This is a genomic window from Alteromonas salexigens (assembly GCF_025628895.1).
Taxonomy (GTDB): Bacteria; Pseudomonadota; Gammaproteobacteria; order Enterobacterales; family Alteromonadaceae; genus Alteromonas; species Alteromonas salexigens.
Genome location: NZ_JAOTJC010000002.1, coordinates 20,648 through 45,571 on the forward strand (window position 1 = coordinate 20,648; position 24,924 = coordinate 45,571).

Consider the following 24,924-nt stretch of genomic DNA (forward strand, 5'->3'; position numbering starts at 1 on the left):
GTGTACGCGGCGGCCTGTATCCTTACTTGGCCATCCACGCTTTCATATCGTCCAGACTCTGGTACGCGGTCATATCAACACTTAGCGGTGTAACTGAACAGTAATTGCTGGCTACCGCCTCAAAGTCGGTGCCGGGACCGGCGTCCTGTTCAGCACCAGCCGGGCCGTACCAGAAAATTTGCCGGCCAAACGGGTCGGTATCTTCCACCATGCCTTCGGCACGGTGGCGGCGGCCCTGACGGGTCACTTTAATGCCCTGCAATTCCTCGTAGGGAATATCCGGGACATTCACATTTAAAATCTGATTCGCCGGTAACGGATGCCGTTGCAGTTTGGCAATAATGTCCAGCACCACTCTGGCAGCGGTTTCAAAATGTTTACCTTCTTTGCCCACCAAGGATACGGCAATGGCAGGCAGGCCCATATACCGGCCTTCGGTGGCTGCTGCAACAGTGCCTGAATAAATCACATCGTCACCCAGGTTGGCGCCGTGATTAATGCCGGAGACAACCAATTCAGGATCTTCTTTTAAAAACCGGTTTACCCCCAGGTGGACACAGTCAGAGGGCGTGCCATTTACCGAATAAAAGCCGCTTTCCATGCGCTGGATGCGCAAGGGCTGATGTAATGACAGGGCATTAGACGCGCCACTGCAGTTGCGATCCGGCGCAATTACCGTGACGTCATGCTCGCTGGCGATGGTCTCGTGTAACACCGCCAAACCTTTGGCGAAGACACCGTCATCGTTACTCATTAAAATTTTCATTCGCTTACCTGTTTACACGCTGTTGATCGGGTTTACTGTCTCAATACACTCACGCAGTACAGAGGTGGCAAAGCAGCCGCTGGGCAGGCTGAAAGACAGCGTTAATGTATCACCCTTAGTTACCCATTCAAGCTGCTGCGGCCAGATTTTTATAGGGCGGCGCTCCTGTTCAAAGCCGGTGGTCTGCAAAAAGTCAGAGACATGGGAATAAGTGCTGGCCAGATTACTTTCCATGGTCCGGGCCTGCGACTGGGAGGGCAGCTCGCCGTCCCCCCAGAGCGGGGCGGTCGGAGACAGATCGGCCTCTTCATAGCGGGCCTGCAATTCGCTGTCGGTGCCATCATTGACAAAAAAGCTGTTGGAGCCTTGTAGCATAACCGCGTCGCCGGGAAGCACGGTGTCGAAGGTGTTAGTAGCAATCCGGTGGGAAATGACTTCATTAAACAACCAGCTGCGCAACGCCGACAAGGCCATTGAACGCTTGTTGCGGTGACGAATGGTTTCGCCAGCAATCATACGCTCAGCTAACACCAGGTTGCCGCCACGCATGACTTCGCCCTGATCGTTCATCCGCATCACACCAAAGCGCTGCTCGCCGTAATAATTCGGTACGCCCTGGGTACTGATTTGCTGCAGCTTTTCTTCGACGGCTTCGGGGTTAATAACCTGACGAAGCTGAATCTGAAATGCATTGCCTTTTAACTGCCCGGTTTTAAGTTTCTTGTGATGACGGGTGTGACGCAATACCCGTACTCCTTCCAGGTTGAAACCGGAAAAATCAAAGTCATCCTGGCCGGGGGCGTGCAGGCCGAACCATTGGCGGGTCACGGCATATTTGTCCTTGCGTCCGGCATAGGTCACCTGACGCAACGGTAACCCGGTATGGCGGGCGATCTGCTCGGCTAAATAAGCGGTATTGGTATTTTCTTTTTCTACAAAAATGAACTGGTGTTCGCCCTCGCCGGAAGGCTGATAACCGAGATCTTCGGTGACCTGAAAGTCATCGGCCTGAAACTTAAAGATACCGGTGGATACCGGATGGCCATATCGGTATTCCCAGTGTTGGGTAGTTAGCTCCATGAGCCCTCCTTCTGGATAAGCACCACCGCATGGGCGGCAATGCCTTCTTTACGGCCGGTATAACCGAGCTTTTCAGTGGTGGTGGCTTTCACATTAATTGCATCCAAGCTGCTGCCACAGTCCTCGGCAATGCGTGCGCGCATGGTGTCGATGAAAGGGGCCATTTTGGGCGCCTGGGCTACGATGGTCATGTCGGCGTTTACCAGCTGATAGCCTTGCTCGCCAAGCAAACCCATCACGTGACGGAGCAGTCCCCGGGAGTCGGCGCCGGCAAATTCGTCATCAGTGTCCGGGAAGTGCTTGCCAATATCACCCATGGCCGCGGCGCCTAACAGCGCATCGCACAGTGCGTGCAGAAGTACGTCACCGTCGGAGTGAGCCAGTAAGCCCTGGCTGTGTTCAATCTGTACACCGCCTACGGTGATGGGGCCATCGCCGCCAAACTTATGTACATCGAAACCGTGTCCTATTCGCATTAAATAACCTGTGTGATTCGCTAAGTCTGTTGTTGTAAATAAAATGCCGCCAGCGGCAAATCGGCCGGGCGGGTAATTTTGATGTTCGCCGGATTGGCGTCAATGAGCGCAACCTCAAACCCGGCCAGTTCCATTGCCGATGCTTCATCGGTAATCGGCTGCCCGGCTGCCAGACCATCGGTCAGCGCCTGTCTGAGCAGGCCAGTGGGGAATAACTGCGGGGTCAGGGCGTGCCACAAGTCGTCGCGGCTTTCTGTGTGGGCCACGGTAGCCTGACCGGCATGAGCCCGTTTCATGGTGTCCCGCACCGGCGTGGCCAGGATCCCGCCGGCTACATCATCGCGATCGGTGACCGTAAGCAGGCGATCGATATCCTCATGATCCAGACAGGGGCGGGCAGCATCATGTACCAGCGCCCAACTGTCATCCGATAAGGCCCGCAGGGCATTGAGTACTGAATCGGCCCGCTCGTTACCGCCGGTGACTGTGGTCAGCCACGGACTGCCGGCTACTGGCAGGTCGGTAAAGTAGGGGTCGTCTGGATGTAACGCTACAATCACTTCGCTGATGGCTGCATGGGAGGCCAGCGCGTTCAGGGTATGTTCGAGAATGGTTTTACCAGCCAGTGTCAGGTATTGCTTCGGACGGTCTGCCTGCATGCGGGTGCCAATGCCAGCGGCAGGGATAACAGCATAAATGGCGGGTTTGGTGCTCATAAGTTATTCATTTTCGGCTGGCAGAATACGATAAAAGGTTTCTCCTTCCTTGACCAGTCCCAGCTCGTTGCGGGCCCTTTCTTCAATGGCTTCCAGACCGATTTTAAGGTCGTTAATGTCGGCCTTGAGCAGAGCATTGCGCTGCACCAGATTGGCGTTCTGAAGAGACTGATCGTGTACTTCCTGTTTACGTGCCAGGTAGTCGGGGATGCTGTTTTTGCCTGACCATAGCCGATACTGCAGCAATACCAGCAACAGCACTAATACTATGGTAACCCATTTATCTTGCCACACGGCTTTCACCTGTTGTAATCAGAAAGTGGTGTAATGCGAAGTACAACGCAGACGCAGTGCCTTCTGCGCCTGCATGAGGGCTATTATGCCGCGATGTGCGGTCAATGCAAACAGAACCACTTGCCGGGTTAGTTGTTGTTTCCCAGTTTACTTTTCAGTTTGTCGAACAGTTTGCCTTTCTGGGCATCGATCAGGCTGGTCAGTTGCGTTTCCAGCAAGGCTTCCAGCGCTTCCGAGTCGCCCTGAGCAGCGCTAAGCATGGCATTAACATCCACCAGTTGTGCGGCCGCAGCGTCCTGTTGCTGACTGACCATGGCGTTCAGTTTGCTGTTCAGCTCATTAAGCTTGTCCTGTTGGGAAGCGGTGAGCTGGGAAAGCGCGGCCTGGGCCAGTTGGTTATCCAGATCCGATTTAATGCTGAAGTCCGGGTCAGCCAGGGTGCCGTTCAGTTGCATGTTAATGTCCAGACTGCTGAGTGACTGCAATGCCTGTGCGATGCCCCGGGTGATCTCGCTATTGCCGGAGGCCTCCATTACCAGTTCACGCAAATCGATATTGCCGCTGCCGGTCAGGGCGTTATCCGTCACTGTCATAGAGCCTGAGGTTGCCATCAGGGCTTTTTGCAACATGGCGGACAGTTTTTCACTCTGGCTAAACGAAATATCCGCCAGGCTGACGCCGGCCAGTGACCATTCCTGTGCAGCATCCACACCGTCACTGTCTATCCAGAACTGACCACTGGACTCGAACTGTTTTAACAGTTCTCCAGCGGCCGCAATGCTAAAGGTAGTGGGCTCGCCGACCAGGGGGTGAGTATTGGTAATGTTCTGCCAAACGCTTGAAATGGTTTCTTCCTTCCACTTTACGGTCACATCAGCCTGGCGCACCAGAATCGAGGGCAGGTCGGTGGGTTCTTCCGCAGCGCCCTCTTTTTCCTGAATCAGGGGCAGCACAATTTGCACAGCAGCCATCAGGTATTCGGTATATTCGGCGGCTTTGTCACCGAACACGAACTGAGTTACCTGCTCCAGCGCGGCGGAATCGCCGGCTACAATGCCTTTCAGCAACTCGTAGTCCTGAGCAGGCGCTGCTTTCAGATTTGCCACGCTTTCCCGCAGGGCTTTTTTGGCTTCACTGGCGTTCGTGGTGAACTGACTAATTTGCGCTTTGTCTGCGCGAATTTCCTCTTTCAGCTTGTCGAGGGTTTCCCGGGCCTGGAGAAGCGCCTGTGGATCTTTGGGATCGGTGTCTTTTAGTTGCTGAATTTGGGTCTTGTAGTAATCCAGGCGTTCGCTGTCGGGTAATGCTTCATAATTTTCTTTCAGACCGTCGGCGTACTTGGCGTAAGTTTGCTGTGCCTGCTCAACTGCCGCGGAGGTTTTAAGCGGGTTGCGCGCCAGCAATTCGTCCACGGTCGGGATCGCCTCCTGAGCCTTGGCCTTTATCTCGTCGAAAGAGAGTGAGTTAGTGGGCTGGCGATACACCTCTCCCGGGGTCTCGCGGGGCTGATCAAACTGCACATCCAGCAAGTCCAGATTATTGACAATGACCCGGTCTGACAATAAGGGCAGCAGTTCAACATCAGCGCGGGCGGTGCCCACCAGCACTTTGTTGCGGGAAGGCGTGGCGGCATCGGTCAGGCCGATGCCCTGCATTTCCACTTCGGCGGGGTACAGGGAGTGATCAAACTCAGCAATATTGACTTCCGCGCCATAAGATTCCGAAAGCTTGCCTTCCACAATACTTTTAATAATGACGTTGGCAAACAGCCAATAGGCAACCACCGGCAGAATAATGACTGCCAGTACAATATAACGACGCTTAACTTTTCCGCTCATAGTTCCTCCTGAACCCTGCTCGCACAATGCGATTCTCAGTGTATGCGATTGCTCTGACGCAGTAAAATAGCCGGTGATTACATATACCGGACGGCCGGGGAAAGTGATCATTCAGACCACGGCCAGTCACGCTGATATAAGCTCGTCTTCCACAGCAATGGGATCCTCTCAGATCACCGCTTAATATACGATTTAATGTTTGCGGCAAACTGCCCGCAAAAGTTGACACAACGGGCTTCCCAGATGCCGCGACTGTGCTAGTATCCGCGACAATTCAGCGCTATCTTGATCTTCCTGTTGGTAGTGGTAGTTAAAAGGGTTAGGACGCGGTCTGCCCGCGACAATTTTTTTACCCGCTACCGTGGCGAAAACCTTGCCACGATGGCACTTATCGGTTTCCACAGGGAAGCATTTTTTCAAACCGGTTTAACACATAAGGGTTGCAATGCTCACGAACGACGATCTTTATACAACAACGCCTCTGCGGCAACGGATACGCGACTACTATCGAATCAGCGAGTCAGTAGCCATTGACCAGATCCTTCCGATTGCCGAGGTAAACCCTCGTGCACGCAGCCGTGCCTGGGAACGGGCCCGTAAAATGGTGCTGCAGATCCGTCGTGATCAGGAAGGTCACGGCGGCGTAGATGCCCTGCTGCATGAATATTCTCTGTCCACCGCAGAAGGTGTGGTACTGATGTGTCTGGCCGAAGCATTATTGCGGGTGCCAGATCAGGAAACCCAGGACGAATTGATCCGGGACAAATTATCAAAAGGCCAGTGGACCCCCCATCTGGGCAACTCAGAATCTCTGTTTGTTAACGCCTCGGCGTGGGGCCTGTTGCTTACCGGTAACATGGTGAACTATGCCGATAAGCGCAAAAAAGAACAGTTCGGTCTGCTTAAGCAAACTCTGGGTCGGCTCGGCGAGCCGGTGATCCGCCGGGCAATGAACATTGCCATGCGCGTTATGGGACGTCAGTTCGTTATGGGTGAAACCATTGAAGACGCCGTCGATCGCGCTCAGGAAAAGGAAAAGAAAGGCTACGTTTATTCCTACGACATGCTGGGCGAAGGTGCCCGCACTATGAAGGATGCCGACCGTTACTATGATGCGTACGTGAAAGCCATCAAGGTCATCGGTAAAGCGGCAAAAGGACGTGGTCCCAAACGTTCACCGGGTATATCGGTGAAGCTATCCGCCATTCACCCGCGCTTTGAGTTTCTGCAGCGCGAGCGGGCGATGGAAGAGATCCCCAAGCGGCTGAAAGACTTGTGCATGATGGCCAAAGAGTACGACATTGGCCTGACCGTCGATGCAGAAGAAGCCGACCGCCTGGATCTGTCACTGGACATTATCGAAAAAGTCTTCAGCGACGATGACTTAGACGGCTGGTCCGGCTTTGGTCTGGCGGTACAGTCATACCAAAAACGCGCGATTCACGTGATTGAGTGGCTACGCGAGCTGACCCTGCGGGTTGGCCGGACCTTGCAGGTACGCTTGGTGAAAGGCGCGTACTGGGATACCGAAATTAAGCTGACGCAACAGGGCGGACTGGAAGAATTCCCGGTATTTACCCGCAAATCGTCTACCGACGTGTCGTATCACGCCTGCGCCAACCGTCTGCTGGACTACCGCGATACTATTTACCCGCAGTTCGCGACACACAATGCGTACACCGCCTCGGTGATCATCGAACTGGCCGGTGACGACAAAGAAGGGTTTGAATTCCAGTGTCTGCACGGCATGGGCGATACCCTGTACGATCAGGTGGTAACCGAAGAAAAAATTCAGTGCCGGGTGTATGCACCGGTAGGCGAGCACGAAGACTTACTGGCATACCTGGTTCGCCGGTTGCTGGAAAATGGCGCCAACTCGTCGTTTGTTAACGCCATTGTAGATGACGAAAAACCGGTGGAGTCGCTACTGGAAGACCCGGTAGAGAAAACCCAACGTCTTAAAGTACGTTACAACAAGCTGATTAAGACGCCGCGCGGTTTGTATGCGCCGGAGCGGGACAATTCCCGTGGTCTGGACCTGACTGACGTGAATGCGGTTCATGCGTTACAACATGAGCTGGCGCGCTGGAAAGACTTCTACAAGGTAAAAGAAAGCGAGCTGCCTGAAGGGGCGACGCCGGTACGCAGCCCGTCTAACCACAGTGATATTGTGGGTTATCATATTTATGCCACCAAAGATGACATGCTGGCGTCATTGGACAAAGTCCACGAGGGCTTCCAGGCATGGTCAAAACGTGCGGTGGAAGAACGTGCTGAAATTCTTAACCGCACTGCGGATGCCCTTGAACGCCACATGGCTGAGCTTATCGCCATTTGTGTGCGGGAAGCCGGTAAAGTGGCGCAGGACAGCATTGACGAGGTGCGCGAAGCCGTCGATTTCTGCCGCTATTACGCCGTACGTGCGCAGGAACTGTCAGAAGATCAGCGCTTGTTACCCCGTGGTGCCACCCTGTGTATCAGCCCGTGGAACTTCCCACTGGCGATCTTCATGGGGCAGGTTGCAGCGGCCCTGGTGACCGGTAACACGGTTCTGGCCAAGCCAGCCGAGCAAACCAGTATCATCGCTAAACGTGCGGTAGAGATCATGCATTCGGTGGGCTTGCCGGAAGATGCGCTGCAACTGATCATCTCACCCGGGAAAGGCGTGGGTGAAACCCTGCTGCCGGATGAGCGTATTAAGGCGGTGATGTTCACCGGCTCAACCCAAACCGGTACGCTGATTTCACAAACCCTGGCAAACCGCGGTGGTGAGCAGGTACCACTGATTGCCGAAACAGGCGGTCAGAACTGCATGATCGTGGATTCCACTGCGCTGCCTGAACAGGTGGTGGATGACGTGGTGCATTCTGGTTTCCAGAGTGCCGGACAACGTTGTTCTGCCCTGCGGGTGCTGTTCGTGCAGGAAGACATTGCCGATAAGCTGACCGAAATGCTGATTGGCGCGATGAAAGAGCTGCATGTCGGCGACCCGGCTTATCTGTATACCGACATTGGTCCGGTAATCGACGGTAAGGCTCTGGGCACCCTGACCGACCATGTAGAGTACATGGAAGGCAAAGGCAAACTGCTGTACCGCGCGGACCTCCCGGAAACCGCCAATAATGGCACCTACTTCCCCCCCACGTTGTATGAAATTGACAACATCAATGTGCTGGAGAAGGAAGTGTTTGGTCCGGTAGTGCATATCGTCCGCTTCAAGGCCAAAGAACTGGATGATGTACTTGCGCAAATCAACAGTACCGGCTACGGCCTGACCATGGGTGTGCATTCACGGATTGAAGAGCGGGGCCACGAACTGGCCGCGAAGAGTCGCGCCGGTAACGTATATATTAACCGCAATATGATTGGTGCCATTGTAGGTGTGCAGCCCTTCGGTGGGCGCGGGTTATCGGGTACCGGGCCGAAGGCCGGTGGTCCCAACTACCTGCCTCGTCTGATGATGGAACGTGCGACACCTAAACCTACCCAGCTTGACGATGTGGAAGGGGAAGATACGGCACTGATGGGTGACGACCGGGTGTCCGACCAGGCCGCAGAACTGATGAAAAATGCCATGCAGGTGGAAGACAAATGGCGTCATACGCCACTTAACGACCGCTTATCCATGGTGCGTCAGCTGCTCGCCAAAGTCGCCAAAGTGGACATCATGGACGAGCTGGCGGACGATTTGAATCGCACCCTGGCTACATCTCGTCAGCAGCTGACCTCTATCGAGCGCCGTCTGGCTAAGCCAACCGAGCTGCCAGGGCCAACCGGTGAGTCGAATAAACTCTACCTGGAGCCCCGTGGCGTGCTGTTGTGTTTCGCCGATAAAGACGTGACCTTCGAGTACTGGATGCTTTCCATCGTCACTGCACTGGCAACCGGTAACGTGGTGGTGTCAGTGGTCTCGGAAATCTTCTATGAAGAGGCCCTGGAATTCCAGAGTAATCTGGAAGCCACCGGCGCACCGAAAGGTATTTTCCAGGTGGCCAAGCTGTCATACTTCGACGCCCTGTTGATGGACGAGAACCTGTCAGGCGTGGTGGTAGATTCCAGCACCGAACGGACAGCCAGAATCTCTGCCATGCTGTCGTCACGGGTAGGCGCTATATTGCCGGTGATTACCGCGGAATATAACGACAAGCTTATTCAGCGACTGATGACGGAAAAAACCATCAGTATTGATACCACGGCATCCGGCGGTAACACCTCGCTGATGACGCTGGTGGAAGACGATGAATAATGCCCGCTTAACCGCAGGCTGAAACAAAAAAAGCGCGACTCAGTCGCGCTTTTTTATTGCTAATGAAACCATCTGCACGGCAGCAGTATTACGTCATTACATCCACTGGTCGTTACGGCGACGCTTCTTCGGTATGAAGGTCAGTAATACACCCAGAATAATGCCTACCCCGGCAACCAGCCCCCCGCGGGTAAACCAGCGCACCAGTTCATCCTGATCGGCACGATCGAGCTTGGTGGACAACTGGGTAATTTCCTCAGTTTGCTCATCGGTTTGTTTAGTTAACCGCGCCACCTGTTGGCGGGCTTCATTCAGTTGTTGCCGTAACCGGGTGGTTTCCTGTTGCGCTGCCTGCAGGCTGGCCTGACTGTCAGCCAGTTGCTCACTGATCATGGGCAACTGTTCGGCCATCGACATGGTATTACTGACATACTTGGTCTCTACCCAGCCTTCACGACCTTCATCATCGGTGATCTGAGTAAATTCCTGTTCCTGGTTACGTTGCAGCACCGTAATCGGCGTGCCGGCTTCAATCGAGCCCAGAATACGGTAGTTGCGGCCGGGTCCCGCGTGCATGAACACAAAAAGATCGTCCCGGATATAGTGAGAAGAGGACGCCTCTAAATTGCTGGTATCCTGCAGGCCAAATGCCTGACATGACATCGCAATCAGTGCGACCGAAAGCCACCTTCGAATCATAGTTAATCCATACGCTAAGAAAAAATCACTGACGATGGTAGGGCTTGCCTGCGCTAAAGGCAAGTCTGCCGTTGTCTGCCGCGCGAATTCAGGGCCTCTGCACAGGCGTATTTCTACCCTTAATGGGGGCAGAAACAGCGGGTAGGGTGGGCACGCAGGCCGGGGGCGCCGGCGTTGCTAATCCCCGGCGACAGCGGTAAGGTTAGCGCAACATAAGTAATGACAGTCCCGGCATGGCAGAAATAGAGTTAAAGTTTGTTACCCAGCAAAGTGTCACTGCGCCTTTCAAAGACAAGGTGCTTCCTGAACTTAAGCGACAGGGGATGCAGGTTTCCGCAGCCCGGCAGATGCGCCTGCAAAACGATTATTACGACACCCCGGAACATGATTTTCAGGCGCGTAAAATGGGCTTTCGGGTGCGCGGCAACGATGGCGAGTTCGAACAAACCCTGAAAACTCACGGCGAAGTCAGTGGTGGCTTGCACGAGCGGGCGGAATACAATGTGCCGCTGCGCAACAGTCAGCCGGATTTGACCCTGTTCGATGACAGGATCTGGCCGGCGGGATTTGATGTAAGTTCGGTGACGGGCACCCTGACTCGTCAGTTTACCACCGACTTTAACCGCACGGCTTACGATGTCACGGTGGAGAATACCGTGGTGGAAGTGGTGCTGGATGAGGGCGAGGTGACTACCGGCAAAGCGGATGCCCCGATTTATGAAATCGAGCTGGAGCTGAAATCAGGTGATGTCAGCGGCCTGTTTGGGATTGCCCGGGCAATTAACGATGCCCTGGCCGTACGCTTAAGTGATGTGTCGAAAGCCGCCCAGGGCTATCAGCTACTGCACGGTATCCGGCCTCAGGTTAAGCCGCTGCCTGACTTTCTGCCGCTTAGCCGTAACTGTTCCACCGAAGACGCGTTTGCTGCCGCACTGCACTGCGCGCTGTCACACTGGCAAACCCACGAACATCTGTTTATGGCTACCGGCTCAATTAAAATGCTGGCAGAGGTGGCAAAGAGTCTGCGCCTGATGCTGCAAAGCGTATCCCTGTTTTTGCCGGTTCTGCAATGTCCGGCCATGCTGTCGCTGCACAAGCAATTGTTAAACTATGCGCAGGAATGGCTATGGCAGGATGATCTCCAAAGCCTGCGGTATCTGTTGTCGAAAAAGAGTCTGTTTAATAAAACCCTGGCTCGCCACCCGTCCCTGATGAGTTACCTGCAAGGCCGCAAGGCCGGACTGTTGCAGGCACACGACCCGCAAGCGCTGTTTTTCGGTACGCACGGCACGGCGGTCAAACTGTCGGCCTCGGCTATCCTGAATAACCGCCCGTGGCGCAGTGATGCTCAGGGCTACGACATGCCTGTGATGGAGCATGCGAAAGGGTGGCTGTCGCAGGGCTGGCAAACCGTGCAGCAAAGCATGCCCGCCAACCGTGATATGACCGCGACCAATTACACCTCTATTGAAATTATGCTTCGGCAAACCTTGTGGAACGGCTTCTTATTGGCTGACCTGTTTGTGGAAGAACGAGGGACCTTCCGGGCACCCTGGCTCGACTTACTGACGGGCATCGACGAACTCCGGGCCTTACTGATGCTGCGCACCACAGTGCGGGAAGCTGAGCCTGAAGGTATGCTTGAACTGGAAAACTGGATAAATGAAAAAATGGCAAACCTGCTTAAGGTCATGGAACAAACCCGGCAGGTGGCGATGCAGGGTGATATGTACTGGTAGATTGAATCATCAATTAGGACAACATAGGAACGCACACGGATGGTTCACTACACACTGTTCATTTGCACCACCCTGTATGTGGTGGTGCTGATTCGGTTTTGGGTCTGTCATGAGCAGCTGCCCGGGCGCAGGTGGTTATTAGTGGCGGGGCTGTTATGGCCTCTGCTGTTAGCCGATGAGTGGCTCAGGTATCATCAGCTCAGCGAACTGGCATGGCTGCTGGGACTGAGCGATTTTATCGCGCCGCTGGTGATGGCATGCGGTTACCGCGCAACCAAGCTGCTGGTACTGGCGCGGCCGGTAAGTCAACGTGCCAGATTGTGGATCCCGGCATGGATAACTGTGTTACTCCAGGCGGCCACCATTTTCATACCTCTTGAAGCACGGCAAGGCTGGCTGGACACCTCACCGGTGGGACAACCATTGAGCTGGTGGCCGGTGTATATGGTAAATATGGCCAGTGGTTTCGCTGTGTTGTTGTACGGCATTCTGATGACCGAACTGGTGCAGCAGTACCATCATTATCTGAATCATCAGGTCGTGGACACTCACCGCTACCGCATACGCGGCCTGACAACAGCCGCAGGCTTAAGTGTCGGGCTGGCATTTGTCAGTATTCTGGTGGTCACCGCGGCCGCTTTCGGCTTTTTGCCGCTGGCTAACTGGCAAACCCTGAATCATCTGGTGATGGCAGGGGGGTCAATCGGGGTATTGTTTAGTCTGACGGCCTCGCATGTATCCTCTCCGAGTCCCCTTGATTATACGGTGCTGGAAGCCAGTGAGGCTGATCAACATGCCATGCGCGCTGCGCTGGCAAAAGCCGAGCGCACCATTATTGAAGATAAACTCTATAAGCCATTAGGCCTTACCCTGCGTCAGTTTTGTCAGGCGGCAGACGTGGATCCGACTATGCTGGCGGTGGCACTGCGGGTGCAGCAGCAAAAAAGCTTTCGCGCGTGGGTGTTTCACTACCGCTTCGAATATGCCAAAAAAGTGTTGTTGCGCTCAGATATCCGTCTGTCTCGAGTGACAAGGCGATTAGGCATCGATAAAGACCAACGGCTCTGTGATGCGCTGGCCCGGCATTTACAGGATCCTGACCCGGGTCGCAGCCCGCAGGCAACGAGCACTACCAAGGCGGTGGCCGAGTAAGTCTTCGTTCAGTGCGGTGTTATCCGAACATCCGCGCCAGAATGGCTTCGGTGAAAGACTTGCGCAGATAAAAGCCGCGCGGGCGGGTCTGGATGCGCTCGCCATCTTCATTTAAGGCGTCTGTGAGCACTTTGCCGCTGGCGGCCTTGGGACGGATATGCAACGCATTGCCCTGACGCGCGGTGATAGCCTCCACCTTGCCCAGCGCGATCATTTCAGTCAGCTCTTCCCAGTCCTGTCGTAGTTCCAGATCTTCTGCTGCGTCGGGCGACCACAAAAAACCGCTGGCCACCCGGCGATCAGCCAGCGGGATCTGCCGGTCGCCTTCCAGGGGGAGCCACAACACCTGTTGCAGTTTATTGCGCACGTTTGACGTTTCCCAGGTTACCCCGGTTTGCCCGGCCAGCGGCGCATAGCACACATAGGTGGTTTCCAGCGGGCGGAAGGCCGCATCAATGGGGATAGTTTTCAGTTCTATACCCAATTCAGGAAAATCCTGTTGCGGTTTAGAGCCGGCGGTGGCGCCCAGCCACTTTTCAATCAGCATCCCCGGCCAGCCTTTGTGACGCTGCAGGTTAGCCGGAATGGCCACGTTTGCGAGGCTGGCTAATTCCCCCAGAGACAGCCCGGCTATGGCCTGGCAGCGTGCCAGCAAGTCGTCGGCAGAGGTAGGCGGCGTGTGAGGGGGCTGCATAAGTCACCTTCGTGTTTACCAATGGGTAAGTATTAATACTTTGAAAGGGCAACAGTTTATGGTCAAATGCCAGAATAGAAAAGTTTATCGTGCCCGGGAGTCTATGTGATAGATGCCGACGGATTCCGTGCGAATGTGGGCATAGTGATTTGCAACAAAATGGGTCAGGTATTTTGGGCAAGGCGTTATGGTCAGCATTCATGGCAGTTTCCTCAAGGCGGAATTGATGACGGGGAAACTGCAGAACAAGCGATGTATCGGGAGCTCCATGAGGAAGTAGGGTTAACGCCAAAAGACGTAACCATACTCAACGTAACGCGCAACTGGTTACGATACAAACTACCTAAGCGGCTTATCCGCCAGGGTAGTAACCCGGTATGTATTGGACAAAAACAAAAGTGGTTTTTACTGCAACTGGACTGCAACGACAGTGATGTCGATGTACTGAAAACAGGCCATCCTGAATTTGACGATTGGCGTTGGGTAAGTTATTGGTATCCAATACGTAATGTGGTGTCCTTTAAGCGTGACGTGTACCGACGGGTAATGAAAGAATTCGTGGGGACCGCCATGCCAGCCGTACAACGGCAACCGCATCAGCACAACAGGCGTCAGCGAAAGCGCAGACGTATGTAGGGGGCAGGGTGGAACAGCAAGCCGGCAAAGGGAGTATTCTGACGACGCTAAAAAGCATCGTGCAGGAGATTACCCAAATCCCGCAGCTCGACAAGGCGCTGTTCCGCCTGGCTACCCGCGTAAAACAAACCATGCAGGTGAATTCCTGCTCCATCTACCTGGCCGACTACGACACCCAGGAATTCGTGCTTAAGGCAACTGACGGCCTGCATCCGGATGCGGTGGAACAGGTACGCATTGGTTTCTCCGAGGGCCTGATTGGTCTGGTGGGGCAGCGTGAAGAACCGCTGAATATCGAAAACGCCCACGAGCACCCCCGCTTTAAACACTACCCTGAAGTTCACGAAGACAATTACAACGCGTTTTTAGGCACGCCGATTATCAATCAGCGCAAGGTGCTGGGCGTGATCACCATGCAGCAGCAGGACATGCGGCGCTTCAGTGAAGATGAAGAAGCGTTCTTAGTTACCCTGGCGGCCCAGCTTGCACTGGAAATTACCAATGCGGAAATTCGCGGTGCACTGTCGAATCTTTCGGCGGTAAACACCGTGCCGGCACAGAAGAACGTGCGTGGCGTCGCCGGCTCTCCGGGGCTGGCCATTGGTATTGGTTATGCCCCTGACCGCAAAATCGACCTGCGCGACTGGATGGTGCGGCATACCGACGACATCGACACCGAAATTCACCACTACCGTAAAGCCGTGGAAGTTACCCGCAGCCATGTGGATGAGTTGTCAGGGCGGCTGGATGAAAATATTCCCGACGATGTGAAGTCCATTTTTCAGCTTTATCATCACCTGCTCGATGCCAATAGTTTAGGACGGGAAGTGGAAGCCAAAATTCGCGAGGGCTGGGATGCGGCCTCGTCGCTGAAAATGGTGGTAGAAGTGTACGCCTCCCGTTTTGAGGCCATGGACGATTCCTACATGCGCGAGCGGGCCATCGATATTATCGACCTCTCTAACCGTATCCTCACTAATATTCTGATTGAGTCCCGCGGCCACACTATCGTTGAGCGGCAGCCCACCGCAGATAGTATTCTGGTTGCCCAGGAAGTCAGCGCCACCATGCTGGCTGAATTTCCCCGGGATAAACTGAAAGGCATCTTGTCTATTCGTGGCTCGAATAACTCCCACGCGGCTATCCTCGCCCGCGCCATGGGGGTGCCTGCGGTGATGGGCTGTCAGAACGTGTCGCCGGGTTTGGTAGAAGACAAGGAAATTCTGCTGGATGGGTATTCCGGCGAAGTGGTGGTTTCCCCGGAACGTAATATCCGCAATGAGTTTATTCATCTGATTGAAGAAGAAGAGGCCATTTCCGAGCGGATTAATGCCGACAGTGACAAGCCCTGTGAAACCTCTGATGGTTGCCGGATCGCCCTGTATATGAACGCTGGCCTGTCTGCCGAAATCGAATTGCACGCCGGCGCCTGTGGCGACGGTATCGGGCTGTACCGAACCGAAATACCCTTTATGTTACGGGAGCGGTTCCCCTCCGAGCAGGAGCAAGTTCAAATTTACCGCCAGGTGCTGGAGTCGGCGCCTACACTGCCAATTACCATGCGCACGCTGGATGTGGGCGGCGACAAGCCGCTGCCTTATTTTCCGATTAACGAGGAAAACCCCTTTCTTGGCTGGCGGGGGATTCGCCTGACCCTGGATCATCCGGAAATTTTCCTGGTACAAATTCGTGCCATGCTACGGGCCAGTATCGGGCTGGGGAACTTGCAGATGATGTTGCCCATGATCTCCTCAGTGGGCGAAGTGCAGGAGGCGCGCCGGCTCATAGAGCAGGCTTTTTATGAAATCAGTGACGAAATCCGGGGCACAGACCAAACCCTCATCCGGCCCAAGCTTGGGATCATGCTGGAAGTGCCTTCGGTGCTGTACCTGCTGCCTCAACTGGCGCGCTACGTCGATTTCTTCTCGGTAGGCAGCAACGATTTAACACAATACCTGCTGGCGGTGGATCGTAATAATACCCGGGTAGCCAGCCTCTACAATGCCTACCACCCGGCGGTACTCAGCGCCTTGTACGATATTGTGCAGCAGGCTAACAAAGCAGAGGTGCCGGTGACCGTGTGCGGAGAAATTGCCGGCGAACCCGGTGGCGCCATTCTGTTGATGGGCATGGGCTATCGTAAGCTGAGTATGAACGCGTTTAATATACGCAAAATAAACTGGCTGATCCGCAATGTCAGTCTGGAGGAAAGTAAAGGTCTGCTGGCCTGTGCGCTCACCGCCCATTCGCAGGACGATGTGTTCAGACATATCAATCAATACCTTGAACGCAAAGGTCTGGGTGGCCTCATCCGCGCCGGCGCCTGAGTTTCTGTTCAACAAGCTTGGTTGAAAATTGTTCAAGGGGCCAACCTGCCCGCCGATAACAGCGAATCTTAATTAAAGTGCTGCCCTGCCTTGTTGGTTGCCCCGGGTGTGCTATAAGAATACTTGCCGATTATGAAAGGGAGAGTCGTAATGCTGTTTTCACGCAGGAAGCTGGACATTGAGCCGGTGAAGGATCCACTCACCAAAGAGCGTCTGGAAAACTTCAGTGCCATTGTCGCCAATATGGGAATGATTGCCTTTAGTCTGGATGGCGAGGTGCTGGATGTAAACGAGGCCTTTCTTGAAGCGGTAGGTTACACCCGGGATGAAGTGCTGGGCACACACCATAAGCAGTTTTGCCCGCCAAGTCTGGTGGCCTCCACCGCATATCAACAGTTCTGGCGCGACCTCGCCGCCGGTAAGTCATTCAGCGGCCAGTTCCAGCGGGTCAATAAACGGGGTGACACGCTCTGGCTGGAAGCGACCTACTTTCCGGTAATAGATGACCATGGCAAGGTGTTACGGGTAGTCAAACTGGCGACTGATATCACCCAAAAACACGTAAAGGCAACCGATAACCAGGCGCTGCTGGCCGCATTGGATCAGTCCATGGCAGTGATTTCCTTTACCACAGACGGTCATGTTCTGGATGCGAACGAAAACTTTCTGACCACCATGAAAGTCTCACTGAATGAGATCAAAGGTAAACACCACCGTAAGTTCTGCAGTGATGAGTTTTATCGTGAAAACCCGCAATTCTGGCAACAGCTTGCCAGCGGCGATTTCCAGACCGGCCGATATCAACGCGTTAATGGCGAGGGTAAAACGGTGTGGCTGGAAGCGACCTATAACCCGGTCCGGGATGAGACCGGAAAGGTCACCAAGGTTATAAAGTTCGCCACAGATATCACCTCCCGGGTGGAGGCTGCGCAACATGCGATCCAGATGGCGACAGATACCTCGGTGACGTCTGCGAAAAATACCGAAGACGCCATCGGGTCACTGAACACGGCAGAATCTATTTCTGACGCCATTCGCGAACAGGTCACCCAGGCCAACACCAGCAGCGAAAAGCTCGCTGCTCAGTCTGCCGATATCCGCAACATCGTCGGCACCATCCGCAGCATTGCCGAACAGACGAATTTGCTGGCCCTGAATGCTGCCATCGAAGCGGCGCGGGCCGGTGAAGCCGGGCGTGGGTTCGCGGTGGTTGCCGATGAAGTGCGCACACTGGCGGGAAGAGCCAGTTCGGCCACCGAAGACATAGAAGATGTGGTGGCCATCAACGCGCAGCTTATCGACAATATACATATCCAAATGGAGGATATCGATAAGAGTGCATCCGACGGTCAGCAAGCGGTCTCGTCGGTGTCAGCCAGCGTTGAACAGGTGAAACACGGCGTGAATAAACTCGTCAACGCGGTGAAGCAGCTTATTCAGTAATCCACAGCGAAAGTCGATTATTTGCCGGTAGCTTTGTGGTACGCTACGGGCAAATAATAAGGACGCGCTAATGGAACCCATCACAATCATTTTCCTCAGCTGCCTGGCTTTGGGAACGGTTGTCGGCTTGCTTGCCGGCATGCTGGGGATTGGCGGTGGCCTCATCATTGTGCCGGTACTGTCCTATCTGTTGATACATCTGCTCCCTCTGTCAGCAGACATCGTTATGCCGGTGGCTGTGGCCACCTCCTTATCGACCATCATTTTTACCGGTAGCTCCTCTGCACTGGCCCACTATCGGCTGGGAAATCTGAAAAAAGAACTGGTTGTTACCACTGGCGTGGCCATCGCCCTTGGGGCGATAATCGGCGCGCAGGTCGCCAGCAGTATTTCCGGTTTGTTACTGAAAAATATTTTTGCCGTACTGGTTATCTTAATTGCGGCGCAGATGATATTTAATAAACGGGAAGCCTCCCGGTTTCCCGCCAACCGGCCCATTCTGGCAATAGTGGGGTTATTTACCGGGGTGATCAGCGCGCTGATGGGCATTGGCGGCGGCGCATTACTGGTGCCCTTGCTGATATTTTTCCAGGTTAATATGCGCCATGCCATAGGCTGTGCAGCCATTAGTGGCCTGTTTATTGCGTTATTTGGTACCGCCAGCTTCGTGCTGGCCGGTTGGGGTAACCCGGCACTGCCGGAAGGCGCGGTAGGCTATGTTTATTTGCCTGCCACCTTTGGTATTGTAGCAACTTCTATATTTACCGCGAACTGGGGGGCCAAACTTGGCCAGAAAACCAATACGCGGGTGTTAAAGTGGATACTGGCTGCCCTGCTGGTAGTGGTGAGTATCCGTATGATTTCAGGATTGGAATAGTTCATGACAGACAGCAGTTATCTGGTTTTTCCCAGTATCGACCCGGTGATATTCAGTCTCGGGCCACTGAGCGTGCGTTGGTACGGTTTGATGTATCTGGTGGGGTTCATCGCCGCCTATTTACTGGCCCATAAGCGGCTGGAAAACACCAACTGGAGTAAGGATCAGCTAAGCGACCTGCTGTTCTGGGGCTTTGTGGGGGTGATTGTCGGTGGCCGTCTGGGGTATGTGCTCTTCTACCAGTTTGGTATGTTTCTGGATAATCCGCTGTACCTGTTTAAAATCTGGAGCGGCGGCATGTCGTTTCATGGTGGCCTGCTGGGCGTCATTGCCGCGCTGTACTGGCAGTCAAAGCGCATGCAAGCCCGCTTTCTGGAAGTGGGCGACTTTGTTGCGCCCTTGGTACCCATAGGTCTGGGGGCCGGCCGCATTGGTAACTTTTTGAATGCGGAGCTGTGGGGACGCACCACCGACGTTCCCTGGGCGATTATCTTTCCCGGCGCCGGTGGCGAGCCCCGTCACCCCTCTCAGCTGTATGAGTTTGCGCTGGAAGGGGTAGTCTTATTTGCCATCTTATGGTTATATTCAGCTAAGCCCCGTCCGGTGGGAGCGGTGAGTGGTCTGTTCCTGCTAGGCTATGGTTGCTTCCGGTTCATTGTGGAGTATTTCCGCGAGCCCGATGCCCATATCGGCCTTTATCAAATGGGGTTGAGCCAGGGGCAGCTACTGTGTCTACCCATGATTGCACTGGGCATTTGGCTGCTGGTGCGTGCTTACCGAAGCACCCCTGCTGCCACTAAAAAACAATAACAAGAAAGATTTCCAGTATGAAAGAATACTTGCAACTGATGCAACATGTCCGTGACAACGGCGTGAAGAAAGAAGATCGCACCGGTACCGGCACCCTGAGTGTGTTCGGGTATCAGATGCGCTTCGATTTGGCCGCAGGCTTTCCGTTGGTCACCACCAAAAAGTGCCATCTGAAATCGATCATTCATGAGTTGCTGTGGTTTCTGAAAGGCGATACCAATATTGCCTATCTGAAGGAACATGGTGTGTCTATCTGGGATGAATGGGCCACGGAAGATGGCGAACTGGGGCCGGTGTACGGTCACCAGTGGCGGTCATGGGATGCTGGCGACGGCTCTGTCGTGGATCAAATTGCTGAGGTGATTCAGCAAATTAAAACCAACCCTGATTCCCGGCGCTTACTGGTCAGTGCATGGAATCCCTCTGTACTGCCCGATGCTGACGACAGCCCCAAGCAGAATGCCGCAAATGGTAAACAGGCCTTGCCGCCGTGTCACACCCTGTTTCAGTTCTATGTACTCAACGGAAAATTAAGCTGTCAGCTATATCAGCGCAGCGGGGATATTTTTCTTGGCGTGCCGTTCAATATTGCCAGCTACGCTCTGTTAACCCTGATGGTGGCGCAGGTCTGCGACCTCGAGCCGGGCGAGTTCATTCACACCCTAGGCGATGCTCACCTGTACCTTAACCATCTGGAGCAGGTGAATACCCAGTTAGCCCGGGAGCCCTTCCCCAGGCCCACTATGAAGCTGAACCCCGAGGTGCGGGATATTTTCGGTTTTACCTACGATGACTTCACGCTGGAAGGCTATCAGTCGCACCCTCCCATTAAAGCCCCGGTTGCCGTATAGGAGCTACCTATGACTACTCCCGTGCTTATCTGCGACGACTCTGGCTTCGCCCGCCGCCAGATGGCGCGGTCTATTCCGGATGGCTGGGACGTCGACATTGCCTTTGCCGGCAACGGCGAAGAAGCGCTCACCCTGATCCGCGAGGGCAAGGGGGACATTATGTTTCTGGACCTCAACATGCCGGTAATGGACGGCTACCAGACCATGCAGGTGATCCGCGAACAGGATTTACCCTGTCTGGTGATTGTGGTGTCGGGGGACGTACAGCCGGCAGCGCGGGAGCGCATGTTAGCGCTGGGTGCGCTGGACTTTATCCGTAAACCCATTGATAACGCCACGCTGACAACCTTACTTAATCAGTACGGCATTTACAGTGGAGACAGTCAGGCGAATGCCCGTCAAAACCTGCCAGCCAGCGATGCCGCCTTAGGTAAAGATGACAAACTGGATGCATACCGTGAGCTGGTGAACGTGGCCATGGGCCGTGCGGGAGAAAACCTGGCTAAGTTGTTGGGGGAGTTTATTGACTTACCCATCCCCAATGTGAATGTCATTGAAAGCAATGAATTGCATATGGCCATTGCCGAAATTAATCACAATGACAGTGTCTCGGCGGTGTCCAAAGGGTTTATGAACGCCGGCATTAAGGGGGAGGCGCTGGTAATATTCAATGACACCAATGCCGCGAACATCGTGGAGTTATTGGGTTACGATACCCGGCAACCCTCAGCTCAGCTGGAACTGGAAGCACTCATGGATGTGTCTAATATTCTGATTGGCGCATGTCTGAACGCGCTGTCTGATCAGCTCAACGTACACTTCAGTCATTCCCACCCAATCCTGCTGGGGCGTCATCAGGGCCTAGATGCACTTCTGCATGGCCATGTATCCCGCTGGAATAAAATCATGGCGGTGGAAATAGGTTACGCCATCAAAAGCCGTGATATCAGCTTCGATTTACTGCTGTTGTTTCCTGACGAAGCGATGGAGCATATCTATAGTCGGCTGGTGGCATCCGAGGAGCCATTATCATGAGTGATGCGACCGGTTTTTCTCAGTTGCACTGGCAACATGAACTGCTCAGTTCCATCGAAGTGGGCATTGTGGTGCTGAACAAAGACTTCACAGTGGAAGTGTGGAACCAGTTCATGGAAAACCATTCCGGACTGCTGCCCAGCCGCATTTGCAATACGCCACTGTTTTCCCATTTTCCTGAAATCGACGAAGCCTGGCTGCGGGCCAAAGCGGACCCGGTGTTTTCACTGAAAACCCCGGTATTTCTGATTTGGGAACAGCGGGAGTACCTGTTTCGTTTCGGCAGCACCCGACCAATTACTTCAGACTCTGAAACCATGTTTCAGAATGTCACTATGTTCCCGCTGCCCTCCACAACGGGTGAAGTGGAGCGCTTGTGTATGCTGGTGTATGACGTGACCGACCAGGCGATGGGCAAGCGGCGGGTTGAACGACTGAATGAAGAACTTAAGGTGATGAGCCGGGTAGACGGGCTCACGGGGTTGTACAACCGCCGCTACTGGCAGGAGCGGTTCGACTACACCTTCAAGCTCGCGCAGCGCCGTAATAAACCTACCACGGCCATGATGCTGGATATCGACCACTTTAAAGCCGTGAACGATACCTATGGCCATCAGGCCGGGGATAAAGTTATTCAGGCTCTGGCTCAGGTAGTCAAAAACAGTGTCAGGGAAACGGATCTGGCCGGACGCTACGGCGGCGAAGAGTTCGCCGTGATACTGACCGACTCCAGCCTGGACAATGCCACCAAGGTGGCCGAGCGTATCCGCGAGCAGGCAGAGGCGCTAACCGTTGAACATGACGGGCAGCACATCCGTTTCACGGTCAGTCTCGGGCTGGCTGAATTTAACCAACAACATCCCTCGTCACTGGCGTGGCTGGAGCTGGCCGACCAGGCATTGTATGCCGCCAAACAGAACGGCCGTAATCAGTATCGGGTGCACGGCAAAGCATAGCCTGTCAGCTTACGGTGAGCGCCAGACGCAAGGTGTTTTTCAGTTCCTGATAGGTGATGGGCTTAACCAGATGATAGCGGATCCCTGCGTTGTAAGACTTTTCCTTGTCAGACTCGAAGGCATTGGCAGTAGTGGCAATGATGGGAATTGTCATGCCCATTTCCCGCACAATTCGCGCCACATCCAGACCACTGATATCGGGCAGGTTAATATCCAGTAAAACCGCATCATAGACATTTTCCCGTAAAGCGTTCAGCGCATCATCCCCGGTGAATACCAGGTCAGGCTGATAGCCCAGATTACTCACCATGGTATTAATAATTTCTGCATTAATGGGCTCGTCTTCAACAATCAGAATGCGTTTGCCAAACAGACGCACCGTCAGGTCGCGGTCGGGTAATGCCAGCTGGTGAAGGGTGTCGATAAACCGGGAGCGGTCGAGGGGCTTAATAAACACCTGCCAGGCCGAGACCTCACTATTTGCCACAATGTTGGCAATATCCGGAGTGGCACTCATCAGAATGAGTGGCGGAGTCTTTTTGCCGAACATCGCACTGATGGTGCGCGCCAGTTCGATACCACTGATGCCGGGCATGTAGAAGTCGGCGATGATCCCCGCGTAGTGGGCAATGTCATCGTGACGCGCCAGTAACTCAGAGCCTGATTTGAAGGTATCCGCCCGAAAACCTTCGCTTTCAATAATATTTCCCACGTAGAGACGACTGATTTCCAGATCATCGACCACCGCAAAAACCGCATCGCTTTGTTCTACCCGGGGCGTGGGCGCCGCCGTGCTGCGGTGCAGGGGAATGGTGAGCATAAATTCGCTGCCCACCCCCAGTTGGCTGGACACACTGATCGTGCCGCCAATGGCTTCCAGGTGCTGCTGCGCCAGGGTCAGGCCCACGCCGGCACCGGCATAGCGGCGGGTTTCACCGGCATCAGCCTGGTAGAAACGTTTAAAAATTTGCTCCTGCTCAGACTCTGCAATGCCAATTCCGGTATCGGTGATTTTCACGGTTAACAGAAAACTACCCTGTTCAACTTTCAGGGTAACCAGCACGCTGACAAAGCCTTTCTCGGTAAACTTAACCGCATTGTCGAGCACGTTTTTAATGGCCTTACCGATATTCGACGGATGCCCGGTGACAAACTGGGGCAACTGGCTTTCGCAGCGCATCGTGAAGTCGAGACTTTTCTGGCGACAGGCGGAAGACATGGGAGCAAAGCACTCTTCCATCAGTTTTATCAGGTCGAACTGCTCTTCTACCGGCTTGTGGTTGGCGCTACTGACATCAATGATATCCAGCAGATTATTCGTCATTGCCAGCAACCGAAAGCTGGCCTGTTCCGCTTGTTGGATCAGGGTTTCCTGCTTCGAACGCATATTGGGTATCAGCTCAAGGGCGCCAATGATGGCGCTGATAGGCGTCCGAAATTCATGACTCATTTTCGACAGAAAATCGACCTTCGTACGATGCGCCATTAGCGTGTTCTGACGTTCCCGCTCAGCATTGCGCCGGGCCGTATTTAATTCAGAAAACTGCCGCGAAATAATGGTTTCCAGCGGCCTGAACAGCAACCATACCGACAACAACATCAAGACTATCAGGGTGATCCACATAGTGGCCTCATACCAGCGTTGATTGTGTAACTGCGTGTTCAGCCGTTCTTCGTATAAATCCACCGCTCGATCCAGTCTTTCCAGTAGTCGGCGGGTTTCGGTAATACGGGGGAGTTTGACTAATGTCAGTGACGCAGGGTCGCGGTTTGCGATTTCCAGCGCCCGTGCAGCATAGTTATTGACCACGTTGTCCAGTGACAACAAACCGCGAAAATAGTGTTCATGCTGGGCATCAGACAAACTGACAAGACGACCCTGGAATGTCCGGCTGCCGGATAATACGGCATGATTAGCAAGGAACTCTTCGGTGAGTGTGCGTAATTCGTTCTGGAGCGGGGTAATAGACTGGATAACGGAGCTTTCCACCACATTATGCTGCAGCAGCGCAATTCGCTGGGAGAGCATACGCTGTTTGCCGGCTATATTAATCAGCGCGGGCAAAGGCTCTTTGGCAACGTGGGTGTACTGGAAAAAAAGCACGAATGCCGTCATTACCACGGCGATAACGCTTAGCGCGATAACGTAGGTTCGGGTAACCTTTCTGCGAAGCGGGTCGGGGGCGTCCATGTAGCCTGTCCATGCCAATACATCTTCTCAACAATAGACCGGATCGCAGGGACTTGGCAATAAAAATGCGGTGAATATTTGTACTTGTCTATGCGTGC

20 protein-coding genes and 1 pseudogene are annotated in these 24,924 nt (G+C 54.1%); 12 read left to right on the top strand and 9 right to left on the bottom strand.

Annotated elements, in window-relative coordinates; all coding sequences use genetic code 11:
* Positions 1-22: 22 nt before the first annotated feature.
* The 6 genes from surE to OCL06_RS00120 all read right to left on the bottom strand — a co-directional run bounded on the left by surE (position 23) and on the right by OCL06_RS00120 (position 5,170).
* Positions 23-766: a 5'/3'-nucleotidase SurE gene (gene surE / locus OCL06_RS00095; protein ID WP_262991685.1), complete on the bottom strand. Its 744-nt coding sequence runs from the start codon at positions 764-766 to the stop codon at positions 23-25.
* Positions 767-778: 12 nt separating this feature from the next.
* Positions 779-1,846: a tRNA pseudouridine(13) synthase TruD gene (gene truD, locus OCL06_RS00100; protein ID WP_262991686.1), complete on the bottom strand. Its 1,068-nt coding sequence runs from the start codon at positions 1,844-1,846 to the stop codon at positions 779-781.
* Entirely contained in the window at positions 1,837-2,322 is a 486-nt protein-coding gene (gene ispF, locus OCL06_RS00105; protein ID WP_262991687.1) for a 2-C-methyl-D-erythritol 2,4-cyclodiphosphate synthase, read from the bottom strand. The genes truD and ispF overlap by 10 nt, the downstream gene beginning before the upstream one ends.
* A 20-nt stretch (positions 2,323-2,342) precedes the next feature.
* The gene (ispD, locus tag OCL06_RS00110; RefSeq protein WP_262991688.1) at positions 2,343-3,038 is read right to left on the bottom strand and encodes a 2-C-methyl-D-erythritol 4-phosphate cytidylyltransferase; all 696 of its coding nucleotides are present in this window, start codon (positions 3,036-3,038) and stop codon (positions 2,343-2,345) included.
* A gap of 3 nt (positions 3,039-3,041) precedes the next feature.
* A complete protein-coding gene (ftsB, locus tag OCL06_RS00115) occupies positions 3,042-3,332 on the bottom strand; it encodes a cell division protein FtsB (protein ID WP_262991689.1) in 291 nt (96 codons plus the stop codon).
* Positions 3,333-3,460: 128 nt separating this feature from the next.
* A complete protein-coding gene (locus tag OCL06_RS00120) occupies positions 3,461-5,170 on the bottom strand; it encodes a TIGR03545 family protein (RefSeq protein ID WP_262991690.1) in 1,710 nt (569 codons plus the stop codon).
* A gap of 445 nt (positions 5,171-5,615) precedes the next feature.
* On the opposite strand from OCL06_RS00120, the gene putA reads away from it, so the two are divergent.
* Positions 5,616-9,416: a bifunctional proline dehydrogenase/L-glutamate gamma-semialdehyde dehydrogenase PutA gene (gene putA, locus OCL06_RS00125; RefSeq protein WP_262991691.1), complete on the top strand. Its 3,801-nt coding sequence runs from the start codon at positions 5,616-5,618 to the stop codon at positions 9,414-9,416.
* Between the two features lie 96 nt (positions 9,417-9,512).
* Here putA and OCL06_RS00130 read toward each other — a convergent pair whose 3' ends face one another.
* Positions 9,513-10,115: a TIGR04211 family SH3 domain-containing protein gene (locus OCL06_RS00130; protein ID WP_262991692.1), complete on the bottom strand. Its 603-nt coding sequence runs from the start codon at positions 10,113-10,115 to the stop codon at positions 9,513-9,515.
* Positions 10,116-10,348: 233 nt separating this feature from the next.
* On the opposite strand from OCL06_RS00130, the gene OCL06_RS00135 reads away from it, so the two are divergent.
* Positions 10,349-11,854 (top strand): CYTH domain-containing protein, encoded by a 1,506-nt coding sequence (locus tag OCL06_RS00135; protein WP_262991693.1) that lies wholly within the window; start codon positions 10,349-10,351, stop codon positions 11,852-11,854.
* A gap of 39 nt (positions 11,855-11,893) precedes the next feature.
* The gene (locus OCL06_RS00140; protein WP_262991694.1) at positions 11,894-13,006 is read left to right on the top strand and encodes a DNA mismatch repair protein; all 1,113 of its coding nucleotides are present in this window, start codon (positions 11,894-11,896) and stop codon (positions 13,004-13,006) included.
* A gap of 19 nt (positions 13,007-13,025) precedes the next feature.
* Here OCL06_RS00140 and mutH read toward each other — a convergent pair whose 3' ends face one another.
* On the bottom strand, positions 13,026-13,700 hold the full coding sequence (mutH, locus tag OCL06_RS00145; RefSeq protein WP_262991695.1) for a DNA mismatch repair endonuclease MutH: 675 nt from the start codon (positions 13,698-13,700) through the stop codon (positions 13,026-13,028).
* A gap of 105 nt (positions 13,701-13,805) precedes the next feature.
* Here mutH and rppH point away from each other — a divergent pair, with 105 nt between their 5' ends.
* The 9 genes and pseudogenes from rppH (at position 13,806) to OCL06_RS00190 (ending at position 22,635) form a co-directional block, all read left to right on the top strand.
* Positions 13,806-14,336, top strand: a complete 531-nt coding sequence (rppH, locus tag OCL06_RS00150) for an RNA pyrophosphohydrolase (protein WP_262991696.1) — start codon at positions 13,806-13,808, stop codon at positions 14,334-14,336.
* Positions 14,337-14,371: 35 nt separating this feature from the next.
* Positions 14,372-16,663, top strand: coding sequence for a phosphoenolpyruvate--protein phosphotransferase (ptsP, locus tag OCL06_RS00155; RefSeq protein ID WP_373318420.1), 2,292 nt, complete (start codon positions 14,372-14,374; stop codon positions 16,661-16,663).
* A gap of 150 nt (positions 16,664-16,813) precedes the next feature.
* Positions 16,814-17,584: pseudogene (locus OCL06_RS16180) on the top strand (PAS domain-containing protein); the annotation flags it as partial.
* Between the two features lie 24 nt (positions 17,585-17,608).
* Positions 17,609-18,106: a methyl-accepting chemotaxis protein gene (locus tag OCL06_RS16185; RefSeq protein WP_373318421.1), complete on the top strand. Its 498-nt coding sequence runs from the start codon at positions 17,609-17,611 to the stop codon at positions 18,104-18,106.
* A 70-nt stretch (positions 18,107-18,176) separates the two neighbouring features.
* Positions 18,177-18,983: a sulfite exporter TauE/SafE family protein gene (locus OCL06_RS00170; protein WP_262991698.1), complete on the top strand. Its 807-nt coding sequence runs from the start codon at positions 18,177-18,179 to the stop codon at positions 18,981-18,983.
* A gap of 3 nt (positions 18,984-18,986) precedes the next feature.
* Positions 18,987-19,793, top strand: a complete 807-nt coding sequence (gene lgt, locus OCL06_RS00175; RefSeq protein ID WP_262991699.1) for a prolipoprotein diacylglyceryl transferase — start codon at positions 18,987-18,989, stop codon at positions 19,791-19,793.
* 17 nt (positions 19,794-19,810) lie between these two features.
* Positions 19,811-20,644, top strand: a complete 834-nt coding sequence (locus OCL06_RS00180) for a thymidylate synthase (RefSeq protein WP_262991700.1) — start codon at positions 19,811-19,813, stop codon at positions 20,642-20,644.
* Between the two features lie 9 nt (positions 20,645-20,653).
* Positions 20,654-21,679, top strand: coding sequence for a response regulator (locus tag OCL06_RS00185; RefSeq protein WP_262991701.1), 1,026 nt, complete (start codon positions 20,654-20,656; stop codon positions 21,677-21,679).
* Entirely contained in the window at positions 21,676-22,635 is a 960-nt protein-coding gene (locus OCL06_RS00190; protein ID WP_262991702.1) for a sensor domain-containing diguanylate cyclase, read from the top strand. Before OCL06_RS00185 ends, OCL06_RS00190 begins: the two co-directional genes overlap by 4 nt.
* A gap of 4 nt (positions 22,636-22,639) precedes the next feature.
* Here OCL06_RS00190 and OCL06_RS00195 read toward each other — a convergent pair whose 3' ends face one another.
* Positions 22,640-24,826 (bottom strand): response regulator, encoded by a 2,187-nt coding sequence (locus tag OCL06_RS00195; protein WP_262991703.1) that lies wholly within the window; start codon positions 24,824-24,826, stop codon positions 22,640-22,642.
* Between the last annotated feature and the right edge of the window lie 98 nt (positions 24,827-24,924).

Coding starts and splice junctions, on each gene's coding strand:
- surE (WP_262991685.1), bottom strand. CDS start 766: ATGAAAATTTTAATGAGTAACGATGACGGTGTCTTCGCCAAAGGTTTG.
- truD (WP_262991686.1), bottom strand. CDS start 1,846: ATGGAGCTAACTACCCAACACTGGGAATACCGATATGGCCATCCGGTA.
- ispF (WP_262991687.1), bottom strand. CDS start 2,322: ATGCGAATAGGACACGGTTTCGATGTACATAAGTTTGGCGGCGATGGC.
- ispD (WP_262991688.1), bottom strand. CDS start 3,038: ATGAGCACCAAACCCGCCATTTATGCTGTTATCCCTGCCGCTGGCATT.
- OCL06_RS00120 (WP_262991690.1), bottom strand. CDS start 5,170: ATGAGCGGAAAAGTTAAGCGTCGTTATATTGTACTGGCAGTCATTATT.
- putA (WP_262991691.1), top strand. CDS start 5,616: ATGCTCACGAACGACGATCTTTATACAACAACGCCTCTGCGGCAACGG.
- OCL06_RS00130 (WP_262991692.1), bottom strand. CDS start 10,115: ATGATTCGAAGGTGGCTTTCGGTCGCACTGATTGCGATGTCATGTCAG.
- OCL06_RS00135 (WP_262991693.1), top strand. CDS start 10,349: ATGGCAGAAATAGAGTTAAAGTTTGTTACCCAGCAAAGTGTCACTGCG.
- OCL06_RS00140 (WP_262991694.1), top strand. CDS start 11,894: ATGGTTCACTACACACTGTTCATTTGCACCACCCTGTATGTGGTGGTG.
- mutH (WP_262991695.1), bottom strand. CDS start 13,700: ATGCAGCCCCCTCACACGCCGCCTACCTCTGCCGACGACTTGCTGGCA.
- OCL06_RS16185 (WP_373318421.1), top strand. CDS start 17,609: ATGGCGACAGATACCTCGGTGACGTCTGCGAAAAATACCGAAGACGCC.
- OCL06_RS00170 (WP_262991698.1), top strand. CDS start 18,177: ATGGAACCCATCACAATCATTTTCCTCAGCTGCCTGGCTTTGGGAACG.
- lgt (WP_262991699.1), top strand. CDS start 18,987: ATGACAGACAGCAGTTATCTGGTTTTTCCCAGTATCGACCCGGTGATA.
- OCL06_RS00180 (WP_262991700.1), top strand. CDS start 19,811: ATGAAAGAATACTTGCAACTGATGCAACATGTCCGTGACAACGGCGTG.
- OCL06_RS00185 (WP_262991701.1), top strand. CDS start 20,654: ATGACTACTCCCGTGCTTATCTGCGACGACTCTGGCTTCGCCCGCCGC.
- OCL06_RS00190 (WP_262991702.1), top strand. CDS start 21,676: ATGAGTGATGCGACCGGTTTTTCTCAGTTGCACTGGCAACATGAACTG.
- OCL06_RS00195 (WP_262991703.1), bottom strand. CDS start 24,826: ATGGACGCCCCCGACCCGCTTCGCAGAAAGGTTACCCGAACCTACGTT.